Here is a 12,788-nt window from a genome sequence, read left to right as displayed (position 1 = left end):
ATGAAATACGAAATAAATCCTTTGTATAAGGATAAGTTAGAAGATTTTTTATTAAATATAAAAAGCTATTTTTATGACAATCACAACACTATTCATAAAGCAAGAAATGAATTAAAAATAATTGCTTATGACGGTATTGATACAATCGTTAAATCTTTCAAGGTACCAAACTTTATCAATCGTATTGTCTACTCTTTTTTTCGAGACTCTAAAGCAAAAAAATCTTATGAGTATGCTCTTAAAATTGGAGACTTTACACCAACTCCTATAGGATATATAGAGTTTTATTCTACAAAACTTCTAAAAGAGAGTTACTTCATCAGTGAAAAATTCTCTTATGACTTTACTATCAGAGAGCCTCTTCTTGATCGAAATTTTGAAGATCGAGAAGCTATTTTAAGAGCTTTCGGACTTTTTAGCTTTCAACTTCATGAAGCCGGTATATTTCATGATGATTATTCTCCCGGGAATATTTTGATCAAGAAAAATAATGACACTTATGAGTTTAAAATTGTCGATATCAATCGTATGAAATTCTTTAAATTTTCAACTTCCGATCGTGCTAAAAGCTTTGCAAAATTATGGGCAATAGATGAGGACTTACGAATAATAGGTGATGAGTATATTAAACATTTTTCTGCCGATAAAAAATTTGTCGATTTAATTTGTCACTATTCACTCAAAAACAAAAAGATCAAAAATTTCAAAAAACGCCTAAAAGGAAAAGAGATTGATTGGTAATATATCTGTAGTCGTTCTTGCAAAAAACAACGAAGTTACAATAGAAAAAACTCTTAAAAGTCTTGAAAATTTTGAAGATGTCGTAGTTTATGATAACGGTTCATCTGATCAAACAATGGAGATTGTAAAAAATTTTTCAAATGTAAATCTTATTGAAGGGAAATTTAAAGGTTTCGGCTGGACTAAAAACCAAGCAGCCTCTTTTGCAAAAAATGAGTGGATCCTAATAATTGACAGCGACGAAGTGGTAGATGAACAACTCTTTCAAACACTTCAATATAAAGAGCTAAATCAAAATACAGTCTATCAACTTAATTTCAAAGCTTTTTACAAAGATATCCAAGTGAAATACTGTGGATGGAACAATCAAAAAATTAAAAGACTCTATAATAAAACAAAAACTTCTTACAATTCCAACGATGTACACGAAGATATCATAACTGATGGTTTTAATATTGAACTTTTAGATGGAAATGTTGAACATTACAGTTACCAGTCGATCGAACAATTTGTTAACAAAGCAAATACATATTCAACTCTATTTGCAAAAAATAATGCAGGAAAAAAATCATCATCTCCAGCAAAAGCATTTTTCAATGGAGCCTATTCTTTTATAAAAACTTATATTTTTAAGCAAGGTTTCCGTGACGGATATGTAGGACTTATTATCGCTTACTCTCACATGGTAACTAACTTTTACAAGTATATCAAACTCTATGAATTTAACAAAGAGTTAAAAAGAGACTAACTCTTTTTTCACCTCTTCAAAAATTGCTTGGCGCTTTTGCTCATCAACAGGCAGCATATAGTGCTTTTGCAGCTTTTCATCTCCCACACTTTTCCAACGTTTTGAACTAGCGAACAAAGAGTCTCCAAAAAATGTCATCGTTGCAGTTCCGACTAAACTAGCTACATGATAAGTTCCCGTTGAAGTTGACACAAAGAGTTTAAAGTTACTTATCAGTTTTGCAAAGGTAATCAATCCGTCTGTAGAGAGATAAAAAACAATATTTTCTCCTTCAAGTATTCTTTGCATCTCTTCACAAAGTCCTTTTTCATCAGGACCAAAAGTAAGTACGACTTGATACTTATCTTGTTTTAACACTTCACGGATTAAGATTTCATACTCATCTAAGTTCCAGTTAGCATCAGACGAACCGCCAAAACCGACATGAAAAGCTATAACATCTTTTTCTATACTGTTGTCTTTACAAAACTTTGCATAGATCTCTTTAGCATCATCAAATTGTAAAAGCGGCTTTGGAAACTCTAGAGAGATGTCAGGAAATAGTTCACGTATAAGTTGTAGATTGTATTCAAACTCAGCCATTTTCACTTCGCTGCGTCTTTGTATTACTCTTTTATTATAAAAAATTTGCGCTATTTTAGTTGCAGGTGCTATTCTTGTTTTTATCCCTGCAAAAAATTGAGCAAGAGCTACACGTGTATTTGAAAAAAGTGTGATCGAGGCATCTATCTTAGCTTGTTTTATTTTAGAAGCAAGTGAAAATACAGAACTATCTTTTTCATCAACAATCACCTCATCTATAAACTCACAACTCTCAGCCAACGCTTTATTTAAAGGTGCTACCAACACTACAATTCTATTGTTTCGATCATAATTTTTAAGCACATAAATTGAGGGAAGTGCCGTTATAAAGTCACCGAGTTTATCATTTCTTACTACTAAAATATTCATTATTACAAACCATATTAATTTAGTGATATATTATCTTAAAAAAGATATAATTGCACTTATGAATGAACCTTTTAAGTGGGATAACTATTCCGATCAACCGGCAATTATAAAAGATAGAAACTTTAAAAAGAAAATGAGAAAAAAAGAGCTTTTCTCATTAATAAAAACAATACTGCTCTCTCTAATCATCCTCCCCCTTTCTGTAATGGCTATGCCCTTTGTCAAAAGAAAAGTTGTAGATTCCAAAAAATTTTTTACTTTAGGTATTGATTTTCAAAGAGAGAGTCAAAAAACTTTAGAGTATATAGATGAGATAGGTGTTGAAAGTATCTTACTTAGATGTAAACTTTGGGAGATAGAAAGCTTAGATGAGCTGGTAAGCTTTACAGATAACTGTAAAGAGAAACAAATTACACTAAAGATTATGCAAGATCGCGAACATATTGAAGATTTAGAACTTTTAAAAAACGATCTAAGAAAGATTTTTTCTGCCTTATCTAAAAATGTAAATATCTTTGAGATCGGTTCTACGATCAATCGTGCAAAATGGGGCTTTTTTAGTGTTAATGAATATCTCAAATTTTTTCAAGTAGCTTATGATCTTAAGAACGATGAGTTTCCTGAATTAAATCTAATTGGAAGTGAAGTGATTGATTTTGAATATCACTTTACAGCCCATACTCTCTTTAACTTTTTCAAATTAAAATATGACGGTATTGCCTCGCTTTTATATGTAGACAGACGCGGTGCCCCTGAAAATATGCAACTGGGATTTACACTCTCAGATAAGATAGCACTGCTTGGAAGTATGATCACATTAAGTCCAAAGACGGAACATAAACTCTACATTACTGAAACAAACTGGCCAATTCAAGGCACTGCACCATATGCACCAACAAGTGAATATGAGTGTATTAGTGAAGAGATGTATGCAAACTACATGTTACGTTATTATCTTTTATCTTTCGCATCACAGCAGGTAGATTATGTTTCTTGGCATCAGTTAATCGCACCGGGTTACGGACTTATCGACAACAGAGAAGGACTTAAAAAACGTGAAGCATTTAATACATATGCATATATGGTTAAAACACTTAAAAATGCTCAGTTCTTAAGACTTGATATAAAAAGAGACTATTACATACTTCAAGCATGGATAAATGAACAACTTGTACAAATACACTGGTCATTGAAAGATACGACACTGAAAAATGAAGAGTTTTTTGAAGTACATGATAAAAATGGTGTTATGATCGAAGATGAGATACTAAAGATAGGTGCTTCACCGCTTTATATTTTTATCACAAAAGAGGTTGGAGAAAAGGTGAATTGTTTATGAGAATATTAGTAGTACTTCCAAACTGGCTAGGAGATGCTGTAATGGCTACTCCGGCAATAGAGCTCTTGGCAAAATATTATGAAAATGCACATTTTACATTTATCGGCAGTTACGTCTCCATTGAAGCTCTTAAACACCACCCACTTTGTGAGTCAGCGATTGTAGATGAAACAAAAAAAGCCTCTTCACGTTTGGCTGCTACTTATAAACTTGCAAAACAACTCGGTCGTTTTGATTTAGCAATTACCTTTAGAAACCAGATCCATTCATCTACACTTTTACGTTTTACAGATACTGTTTTAACAGTTGCGAGAAAATCGTGGCATTCACAACTTTTGCTCTCTCACATACCAAAGATAAAAACAGATCAACATTTAGTTCAACAGTATGTAGAACTGGCAATGGTTAATGTCGATAACTTTGATGGAGATATACCACCGTTAAAACTCTATATTCAGCAAAATAGATTTGAAAATCCAACTTTAGGTATCAATGCCGGAGCGACATATGGAAGTGCGAAACGATGGTATCCTGAGCGTTTTGCGCAAGTGGCTGCATACTATAAAGATAAGTACGACATCTTAATTTTTGGTGGACCTAATGAAGTTGAGATGGCAAAAGAGATCGAAGAAAACCTCATCTCTTTAGGAGTTACGAACTACAAAAATATTGCAGGAAAAACTACGATTGAAGAGTTATGTGCGAACATTGCTGGATGTTCATTATTTATAACAAATGATAGTGGCCCTATGCATGTCGCAGCTGCTTATCAAGTACCAACTGTTGCTATTTTCGGTCCGACAAAATACAAAGAGACTTGTCAGTGGAAAAATGAAAAAAGTACAATTGTAAGGCATGAGATGGATTGTAGTCCATGTATGAAGAGAGAATGCCCGCTAAAGCATCATGATTGTATGAAGAGCATAACAGCTTCGGAAGTTATCGAAGCTGTTAAATCTTTAGAACTTTAATTTAAAACCTAAGTATCCAGAACGGTTATATCTAAAGTCTTGATTGTTTTCATAGTTTGTTTCTATGTTTCTATATCCTAGAGTGATATTTCCGTTTGGTATCACCTCTAAATCGAAGCTAATTCTAGTCTCTAAATAACTATCAGCATCTCTTAAAGATAAAACTTGTGGAGCATAATATACAGCAGCATTTAAATGCATAGGTACAAACTCTTTTGATGAAATTGTATATGAACCTTCTACACCTAATGGAAGTGCCGTATAGTTTTCTGTAAATTCAGCTTTAACACCCATACCAAGTCTAAAACCTGTACTACCAACATCTTTCATCATTAAAAGGTTTGCTTCAACTAGAGGATCGATATTAGCATTTTTAACCTCTGAATGATCACCGTCAGCATTTAAAAATCTAGCACCAACGAACATAGTATTTGGTTCAACAGTATCGTTGAATTGCCCCATATCAAATTGTGCTCCAACTTCTAAATCTTTATCATTAATATTGATCTCTGCAGTATGTAATGCAAATGCAGAAGCTGCACACACACTTAAGATTGCTAATTGTTTTAACATGTCTGTCCTTGAATTTTTTCTATAGTTTTTGTCGTACTTTTGCCATCGACAAAGTCAACGAGTTTTAACTCTTTAGCAAATTCTGTTCCGACAACAACTTTTCCTTCGTAATCTCCACCCTTAACCAATACATCGGGCTCAATCATTTTAATAAGCTCATACGGTGTATCATCTTCAAATGGGACAACAAAGTCAACTGCTTCCAAAGCCGCCAGTAAATAAGCTCTATCTTCAGCAATATTAACAGGCCGAGTAGGACCTTTAAGACGTGATACAGACTCATCTGAATTTAATCCCACTATCAAGATATCTCCAAAACTTTTTGCAACCTGGAGATACTTTACATGCCCTACGTGTAAGATATCAAAACACCCATTTGTAAATACTACTTTTTTGCCGTTTACCTTATATCTGTCAACAAGACGTTTAATATCTTCAAAACTTTTAATATGTGCATCAGATGTAGATTTATGTAAAGAGGCTTCATACTCTTTTATCTCATCAATTGTTACCGTAGCACTACCGATTTTTCCAACAACTACACCCGCTGCAAGATTTGCAAATGCTGCAGAATCTTCGATCGACTTGCCAAGACTTAGTGCATATGCCATAGATGCGATTACAGTATCACCTGCACCCGTTACATCAAAAACCTCTTTTGCAACGGTTGGAGAGATATGCAGTTTTTCATCATATGTCGCAATACCGTCTTCACTTAATGTAATCATAGAGATATCAAGATCACACTCTTGTTTTAATTTTAAAAGAGCATCTGTTAGTGAATTTTCATCAACTATATCAATCTCTGTAGCAATTTGAGCTTCTTTTTTATTTGGAGTAAGTAGATAAGCACCTTTATATTTAGAAAAGTCCTTTCCTTTTGGATCAACAAGTACTTTTTTGTTTTTCGATTTAGCTAAAGAGATAACAGCCTGACATAACTCCTCTGTTAAAACACCTTTACCGTAGTCAGATAAAATAATTGCATCATACTCTTCTATATTATTTTTTAAAGACTCTACAATATTTTTTGTTGATGCAGCTTCTATATCATCTTTTGATTCTTTGTCGTAACGAAGTATCTGTTGACTTACCGCAATAATACGAGATTTTTTTGAAGTGTGACGTCCCTCTTGGATTACCAAGTTAGAAGTATCAACAGAGATATCCTGAAGCATACCAGTAAGTTCAGCTCCATTTTCATCATCACCGATTACACTTGCTACACTGACCTCTGCTCCTAAAGATTTAAGGTTATTTATAACATTTCCGGCACCGCCAAGAACTGCTGTTTCTTTTGCAATATCAACAACCTGAACAGGTGCTTCGGGAGAGATACGTTCACAAGAACCCCACAGATAGTGGTCAATCATTAAATCACCGACAACAAGAATATTCATCTATTTTTTCACTTCTGTTTCATAAATACGTTTTATCTCTGCAACATACGCTTTGATACCCTCTTCCATCTCATATCCTGGAACATACCCTAAAAACTCTTTCGTATCTTCTATGTCTGCCTGTGTAAAAAATTGGTATGACCCCACAAATGGGTTTGGAATATACTCACAAGTAGCAGTAGTCCCTAATTCACGTTGTAAAATATCTACAATATCTTGGAAAGACCTTGCTTTACCCGTTCCTACATTATAAACACCGCTTTTCTTCGGTGCCATTGCTTTAATGTTTGCCTGAATAATATCTTCGATATAAATAAAATCTCTTAAAATTTTATCGCTTCCCTCAAATAAACGAGGATTTTTTCCGCTCAAAAGTTGGTGACCAAACTGTAAAACCATCGAAGCTGTTGTATTTTTAAAATACTCTCTTGCTCCGTAAACATTGAAATATCTGAGCCCAACAATAGAAATATCAGCAGTTTTCATATAATCATATGCGATATTATCCATCATCACTTTTGAGAATCCATACACATTGTTTGGTGCTTCATGCCCAACTTTAAAAGTATCGCTACCGCCGTAAGTTGCAGCAGAAGATGCATAAATCATATTTGCCTTGTGAGCAACTGCAAGATCTAATAAATCTTTAAATGCGTTCACATTTGTTTTGACCATTAGATCTTGCTCTAATACAGTTGTATCAGAGATTGCAGCTTCATGAAAAATATAATCAAATTTGTAATCAGCTTCTAAAGTAAGAAGAAGATCTTTATCATTAATATCGCCGCTAATCACTTCACCACTAAAACCAATTAAGTTCTTAAAATGTCCAAAAGATTTTAAATTACCATTACTAAAAGTCTCACCGCTTCTAAAACAATCCAGAACTACAACTTTTGCCTCTGGATGGTTGTTTTGAAAGTAAAAAGCCAAGTTGCTTCCAATAAATCCTGCACCACCTGTAATAAGTATAGTTTTATCTTTTAAATCATCTTCAATGTATCTCATTTTCACATCCATAAATATCTTTTCTAAATATAATAATACCTTTATCTTTATTAACAAGTATTTAAGACTTGAAGTATTATAATGTAGCCGAAACTTTAAATTAAGGAAATAAAATGAAAAAACTACTAGTTGCTTCAATCGCTGCTGCTGCAGTATCAACTATGGCTATGGCTGCACCAGTAAACGGTAAAGCTTGTGCAGCATGTCACGGTGCTAACTGGGAAAAACACGCAATGGGTAAATCTAAAGTTGTTGCAGATATGACTCATGCAGAAATTGCTGATGCTCTTAAAGGTTACAAAGCTGGTACTTACGGTGGACCAATGAAAGGTGTTATGAAAGGTCAAGTAGCTAAATACTCTGACGCTGAATTAGACGCTTTTTCACAAACTATCGGTAAATAATTTTACTTTTATTTCGAGTTGCCTTTTGGCAACTCATTTCTACTCTGGTTTATATACTTTTTTTCTTAACTCTTCTTTCTTTTTTTCCTGATTAATAGCATCATTTAAATCCTCTTCATTATCAAACTTAACAGCATTTAAAAATTTTTCTTCATCATCAAATTGACCATTTTTCAATCCCCATAAAAAAGCGATAAGAGCTACACCACCTAATAGTAATGAAGCCCCTAACATCATTGCTACAACCCAATTATCCATTTAAAGTTCCTTTTATACTTAAAATCATTTTGATGAGCATATTTACTCAAATATTTCCTTACTTGTTCCATTTCATCTTTATTCTCATAGAGTTTCCTACAACAAGTAATGAACTGACACTCATTGAAATTGCAGCTACCAAAGGAATAATTAAACCTGCCATTGCAAGAGGAATAGTAATACCATTATATACTAAAGAGATAGCAAAGTTTTGTTTGATTAATCTAAATGTTGTCTTTGCTATCTTAAATGAGTCAAGTAGAGACATAAGTGAGTCATTTAATAATACTACATCACCTACATCTATTGCTATATCACTTCCGCTTCCCATAACAATCCCTATATCTGCTTTAGCAAGAGCTAGAACGTCATTTACACCATCACCAACCATCACTACAACTTTTTCATCCTTATGCAGCTTATCTATAAAAGCTAACTTTTCTTCAGGTGTAAGTTCAAAATGGACTTGAGATATTCCAACTTGCTCACTTACATAAAGAGCAGACTTTTGATGGTCACCCGTAAGCATAACAGTTGCTATCCCTTTAACATTTAATGTATCTATTAACTCTTTAGCACCATCTTTTATTTTATCTTCAAGCTCATAAACTGCTACAATATTTTTATCAATAGCAAAATAAAAAAGTGTCTTATCACTTTCAAAATCACTCTCTATTCCATTGTCCTGCATAAGTTTATAATTACCACCTAGCATGAGTGAACCGTTAACTCTTGCGACTATACCTTTTGCAGGAATCTGCATATATTCATCAAACAATATTTCATTATCTGTTTGCACAAACTTCTTTACACCTTGTGCGACTGGATGTTTAGAGGTTTTTACTAAAGAGTACAGTAGTGTACTATCAAACTTTTGAAAAATATTTTCTTTTACAACTTCAGGTTTTCCGTGTGTCAATGTCCCTGTTTTATCAACTACAAGTACATCTGCTTTTGCCATAGTTTCCAACTGTGCAGCTTCTTTAAAGAGTATCCCTTTTTTCGCACCAAGACTCAGACCCACTAATGTTGCAACAGGAGTTGCAAGTCCTAATGCACAAGGACACGCAATAATAATAACAGATATACCTACCATTAAAGCTGTTTCAAAATCATGTGGCCATAACCACCAAACCAAGAAAGTTAGAAATGATAAAGCTAAAATTGTCGTAGAAAAATGTTCTGAGAGTTTATTAGCCAATTGTTCTATTTTTGGTTTTTTATTGATTGCACTCTCTAGTAAAGTAACCAAATTTGAAAGTGTGGAGTGCTCAAAATCTTTTGTAGCTTTATACTGAACATCAGCATCTATACTTATAGTCCCACTAATCACCTTATCATCAACTTTCTTGTAAATAGGTTCACTTTCACCCGTTAAGTTTGATTCATCAAAAGAACCTTCCCCTTTAAGTATCTCTCCATCGATCAATACTCTCTCACCAGAACTTACAACAACAATATCCCCAACCGATATATCTTCTAGCTTAATAGATTCTATTTTTCCGTTTTGAAGTACTTTTACTTCACTTGGTAAATGTTTTCCAATCACATCTAAAGTATCTGCTGCACTTTTTTTACTGAGAACTTCTAAAAATTTTCCGATCAGGACAAAAGTGATGATCATACTTACAGAGTCAAAATAAGCCTCTCCACGCTCCATTACGGTAATATATACAGAATATACATACGTTAATAGGGCACCTGTCGCAACAAGTAAATCCATATTGACAACTTTATTGCGAAGTCCATAATATGCACCTCGAAAGAATACCCATCCACTATAAAAAAGTACAGGCGTTGCAAGGGTACCCTCAGCAATATTTAAAATTGTTTTCATCTCTTGAGATATACCTGTAAAATATCCGGCATACTGAGCAACTGCAATCCACATTACATTCATAGCAGCAAAAATAGCCACTGCCATCCGAAGATAGTAATCTTTTCTCACTTTGTTTGCATGTGCTTCTTGGAGCGATGCATCATAAGGAAATGCGTTATAACCGATTGCACGAATCATATCGATAATCTCGGAAAGTTTTACAATATCATCAGCCCATACAATGTGTGCTTTGTTATTTGTAAAGTTTATATTTGCCTCAACAACTCCATCCATTTTGTGGAGTGCTTTCTCATTAAGCCATACACAAGCAGAACAATGAATACCCTCAATTATCAATGATACTTCAGAGAATCCATCACTATTAATTTTTACAAACTTATCATAAAATGCAGGAGCATCAAAATTAGAAGAGTCTTCATATTGTAATGTAGGAGGAGCAAGTTTTACATTTTTAGCTTTATCATAGAAACTATCAAGTCCTTCATCCGTTAAAAGATGATATACTCCCTGACAGCCGTTACAACAAAAATAGTGTCCATCATCTTCGATCATTACATCTTTACTAAACTCTAAATGACAATGATCACATGCTATTTTATCTGACAATTTCAAACTTCCCTAATTCTCTATTTTTCTTTATTTTATTCCAAGGGGCAACTTTGCCGTTCATACAAATATACACACCTGCATTCTCTTGATGTTCTGCAAATCCTATAGACATACCAAGATTAAAACTTGCTTCTGCTTTTTCAATGCTAAAAGGCTTCATGGCACCCGTTAGTACTATTACTCTATCATCAAATATTTGGTCTAAAAACTCTGCAGTGACATCCATAGTATCAGTACCGTGTACTATAACAAACTCAGCTTCATCACTTTGAGATATGATCTGCGCAATTCTTTTACGATCTTCTAGATCCATATCTAAACTATCTTTATAAACAACACCAGCCATCAAATAACTAACTTTTGAAGCTGCTAATATCTCGTCAATAGCTAAATTGTCATATGGAACTTCTAATTCCCCGCTAATATCATTATAACGCTTATTAAAAGTTCCTCCACTATTGAGAATCAACATCAATGATCTCCTTTAAGGTTGATACAATTTCTGTAGCTTTTGAAGTTTTAATCTTTTTTGATTCATCAAAGAGATAAGCCGTTTGCAAACCTGCATTGAATCCAGCTTCGATATCTCTCTCTTTATCCCCTATCATAATAGAATTTTTCAAATCAATATCATGTTCTTCAGCAGCTTGCAATAACATCCCTGGATTTGGCTTTCGGCAATCACATTCACCTGAAATATCTGGATGATGAGGACAATAATATATTTGTACAATTTCTATACCCTGCTCTTTAAACTGCTCTACCATCCATAAAGAAAGTTTTTCAAGGTCATTTTCATTATAATATTGACGTGCTATACCTGATTGATTAGTAACAACTATAATTTTGTATTTTTTTTCTTGAAAATATTTACAAAGGTCAAATATACCTTCTACGAATTCAACATCTTCAATTTTATGAAGGTAATTTTTTTCAACATTTATTACACCGTCACGGTCTAAAAATAAAGCCTTATGCATCTACAGTTGTCTTAATACCGTCTCCAAAGATCTCTTGTTCAATAATATCGCAAAGAATATGACCAATTAATATATGAGATTCTTGAATACGTGGTGTAGAGTTTGATGGTACAATAATAGCCATATCTGCATCTTTAGCCATTTGACCTCCATCTTTACCAGTAAGCGCTACAGTAAAAATCCCTTTTTTCTTAGCCGACTCAAAAGCCTTTAGTAAGTTAACAGAATTTCCAGACGTAGAAATACCTATAAATATATCACCTTCATGTCCCATACCTTCTAACTGACGAGAAAAAATATAATCATATCCATAATCATTTCCAATAGCTGTCAAATTTGAAGTATCTGTAGTTAATGCCAAAGATGGAATAGAAGCTCTATCAAAACCGTATCTACCAACTAATTCAGCTGCGATATGTTGTGCATCAGCAGCACTACCACCATTCCCTGCCAGAATAGTTTTTTTATTTGTTTGATATAGTTCAACGCATTTTTTAGCTAATTCTTCAATTTTAGAGATTAATTCATCATTTTCGTAAATAGCTTGTTTTGTTTCGTAAGATTTTTTTATTTGATCTTTTATATATTCTTTCATTTTAAATCCCATATTTTTAGTATGTAATAATAGCATATTTATACTAATTAGATTAAAAATCATAGTAGTAAAAGGGTAAAAAGTAAATAGTAAAATTAAGTAGATAAGTTGTAAATAATAAAAAAGTGAAGATAGATTAGAATGGATAATTGATCCGAACTAGGCAGCGACCTACATTCCCACACCTGAAAGATGCAGTATTATCAGCGATGAGAGGCTTAGCTTCTGGGTTCGGAATGGGGCCAGGCGTTTCCCTCTCTCTATAGCCACCTAGACAAGATCAAGTGTAAAAGTATTGTTTGATACTCTTACAGTTGACCTTTAAGATCATAGATAAGAAGATTAAAAAAGTTAAAGTCAACTAAACAACT

General features: G+C 33.5%; 14 protein-coding genes and 1 rRNA gene. 5 read left to right on the top strand and 10 right to left on the bottom strand.

Translation table 11 applies throughout. The features are described 5' to 3' along the window. Both FJR03_RS03285 and FJR03_RS03280 read left to right on the top strand, forming a co-directional pair. On the top strand, positions 1-741 hold the full coding sequence (locus FJR03_RS03285) for a lipopolysaccharide kinase InaA family protein (protein ID WP_193114232.1): 741 nt from the start codon (positions 1-3) through the stop codon (positions 739-741). Next, on the top strand, positions 731-1,489 hold the full coding sequence (locus tag FJR03_RS03280) for a glycosyltransferase family 2 protein (RefSeq protein WP_347402124.1): 759 nt from the start codon (positions 731-733) through the stop codon (positions 1,487-1,489). Before FJR03_RS03285 ends, FJR03_RS03280 begins: the two co-directional genes overlap by 11 nt. Here the strand turns inward: FJR03_RS03280 and FJR03_RS03275 are convergent. Then, positions 1,475-2,440, bottom strand: a complete 966-nt coding sequence (locus FJR03_RS03275) for a glycosyltransferase family 9 protein (protein WP_193114231.1) — start codon at positions 2,438-2,440, stop codon at positions 1,475-1,477. The two genes, FJR03_RS03280 and FJR03_RS03275, sit on opposite strands and share 15 nt — an antisense overlap. 58 nt (positions 2,441-2,498) lie before the next feature. On the opposite strand from FJR03_RS03275, the gene FJR03_RS03270 reads away from it, so the two are divergent. Together FJR03_RS03270 and waaF are read left to right on the top strand one after the other, a co-directional pair. Next, the gene (locus tag FJR03_RS03270; protein WP_193114230.1) at positions 2,499-3,779 is read left to right on the top strand and encodes a glycosyl hydrolase; all 1,281 of its coding nucleotides are present in this window, start codon (positions 2,499-2,501) and stop codon (positions 3,777-3,779) included. Beyond that, positions 3,776-4,750 carry a lipopolysaccharide heptosyltransferase II gene (gene waaF, locus FJR03_RS03265; protein WP_193114229.1) on the top strand — a complete coding sequence of 325 codons (975 nt, stop codon included), beginning with the start codon at positions 3,776-3,778 and terminating at the stop codon, positions 4,748-4,750. The genes FJR03_RS03270 and waaF overlap by 4 nt, the downstream gene beginning before the upstream one ends. Here the strand turns inward: waaF and FJR03_RS03260 are convergent. From FJR03_RS03260 to rfaD, 3 genes are read right to left on the bottom strand one after another with little or no spacing between them, the layout of a single operon-like run. Continuing rightward, the gene (locus FJR03_RS03260) at positions 4,739-5,323 is read right to left on the bottom strand and encodes a YfaZ family outer membrane protein (RefSeq protein WP_193114228.1); all 585 of its coding nucleotides are present in this window, start codon (positions 5,321-5,323) and stop codon (positions 4,739-4,741) included. The two genes, waaF and FJR03_RS03260, sit on opposite strands and share 12 nt — an antisense overlap. Next, on the bottom strand, positions 5,317-6,723 hold the full coding sequence (gene rfaE1 / locus FJR03_RS03255; protein WP_193114227.1) for a D-glycero-beta-D-manno-heptose-7-phosphate kinase: 1,407 nt from the start codon (positions 6,721-6,723) through the stop codon (positions 5,317-5,319). The genes FJR03_RS03260 and rfaE1 overlap by 7 nt, the downstream gene beginning before the upstream one ends. Further along, entirely contained in the window at positions 6,724-7,731 is a 1,008-nt protein-coding gene (rfaD, locus tag FJR03_RS03250; protein ID WP_193114226.1) for an ADP-glyceromanno-heptose 6-epimerase, read from the bottom strand. Positions 7,732-7,844: 113 nt separating this feature from the next. Here rfaD and FJR03_RS03245 point away from each other — a divergent pair, with 113 nt between their 5' ends. Continuing rightward, positions 7,845-8,135 carry a c-type cytochrome gene (locus FJR03_RS03245; protein ID WP_193114225.1) on the top strand — a complete coding sequence of 97 codons (291 nt, stop codon included), beginning with the start codon at positions 7,845-7,847 and terminating at the stop codon, positions 8,133-8,135. Between the two features lie 39 nt (positions 8,136-8,174). On the opposite strand, the gene ccoS is transcribed toward FJR03_RS03245, so the two are convergent. The 6 genes from ccoS to rrf form a co-directional block, all read right to left on the bottom strand. Further along, positions 8,175-8,393 (bottom strand): cbb3-type cytochrome oxidase assembly protein CcoS, encoded by a 219-nt coding sequence (gene ccoS / locus FJR03_RS03240; RefSeq protein WP_193114224.1) that lies wholly within the window; start codon positions 8,391-8,393, stop codon positions 8,175-8,177. A gap of 58 nt (positions 8,394-8,451) precedes the next feature. Next, positions 8,452-10,839, bottom strand: a complete 2,388-nt coding sequence (locus tag FJR03_RS03235; protein ID WP_193114223.1) for a heavy metal translocating P-type ATPase — start codon at positions 10,837-10,839, stop codon at positions 8,452-8,454. Further along, positions 10,829-11,314, bottom strand: coding sequence for an asparaginase domain-containing protein (locus FJR03_RS03230; RefSeq protein ID WP_193114222.1), 486 nt, complete (start codon positions 11,312-11,314; stop codon positions 10,829-10,831). Before FJR03_RS03230 ends, FJR03_RS03235 begins: the two co-directional genes overlap by 11 nt. Further along, on the bottom strand, positions 11,298-11,822 hold the full coding sequence (gene gmhB / locus FJR03_RS03225) for a D-glycero-beta-D-manno-heptose 1,7-bisphosphate 7-phosphatase (RefSeq protein ID WP_193114221.1): 525 nt from the start codon (positions 11,820-11,822) through the stop codon (positions 11,298-11,300). Before gmhB ends, FJR03_RS03230 begins: the two co-directional genes overlap by 17 nt. Beyond that, positions 11,815-12,417, bottom strand: a complete 603-nt coding sequence (locus FJR03_RS03220; protein ID WP_193114220.1) for a D-sedoheptulose-7-phosphate isomerase — start codon at positions 12,415-12,417, stop codon at positions 11,815-11,817. The genes gmhB and FJR03_RS03220 overlap by 8 nt, the downstream gene beginning before the upstream one ends. 158 nt (positions 12,418-12,575) lie before the next feature. Further along, positions 12,576-12,691, bottom strand: a 5S ribosomal RNA gene (rrf, locus tag FJR03_RS03215). Between the last annotated feature and the right edge of the window lie 97 nt (positions 12,692-12,788).

The organism is Sulfurimonas marina, assembly GCF_014905095.1.
Lineage (GTDB): Bacteria > Campylobacterota > Campylobacteria > Campylobacterales > Sulfurimonadaceae > Sulfurimonas > Sulfurimonas marina.
This window is presented reverse-complemented; position numbering and strand designations above follow the sequence as displayed.